Origin of the sequence: Thalassotalea sp. PLHSN55 (assembly GCF_052030545.1) — a bacterium.
In the GTDB taxonomy this organism is placed as follows: Bacteria; Pseudomonadota; Gammaproteobacteria; order Enterobacterales; family Alteromonadaceae; genus CANMXU01.
This window is the reverse complement of sequence record NZ_JBPDIH010000040.1, coordinates 1-542: the sequence shown is the minus strand read 5'-3', so window position 1 is coordinate 542 and position 542 is coordinate 1. Positions and strand designations below refer to the sequence as shown.

The 542-nt window shown below is 37.6% G+C and carries 1 protein-coding gene; it reads left to right on the top strand.

Translation table 11 applies throughout. The annotated features are described in order from the left end of the window. Nucleotides 1-25 precede the first annotated feature (25 nt). Entirely contained in the window at nt 26-475 is a 450-nt protein-coding gene (locus ACRRSQ_RS20620) for a hypothetical protein (protein ID WP_440877660.1), read from the top strand. The last annotated feature ends 67 nt before the right edge of the window (nt 476-542 follow it).

The window sequence follows — 542 nt, the reverse complement described above, 5'->3', positions numbered from 1 at the left end:
GCGTTAGCCATACATAAGGATCTGCATGAGCGTTGTTGCAAGCATCAAGAAAAAAATCTGGAATCTTGGAGCTATTATATTTTTTATTTGGTTCAGCTTTAAAGCTATAGGCTATGGAATGGATTTGTTAAATGTTGAACTACCCTCAATATGCAGTCATACCGACGTAGCGGAATTTCCCTCCCCAAATGGTAAAAAAATTGCAAAACTTGGTTATTCGGATTGCGGTGCAACAACAAATTGGCAAACTGGTATAAATATCGTGGATGTAGAAACTGGTAAAGTATTTAATGGTTTCTTTGGTTTAGACGGAAAACCAGACGACTTGGAAGTAGTATGGGAATCAGATATAAAGCTAACCTTTTTTAACTTCCCAATAGAAAACTTATTGTGGTTCAATCAGGATTATAATTCGGGGGTAGCTGTTACGATCAAGTCAAGTATGGCTAACAAGTCGTTAAAGCAGGACAAATAACAGTTGGCTTTTGCTCCTGCGTCGCTTATTTTAGCCAACATATTATTTGCCTCTTAACGAGGCGTTA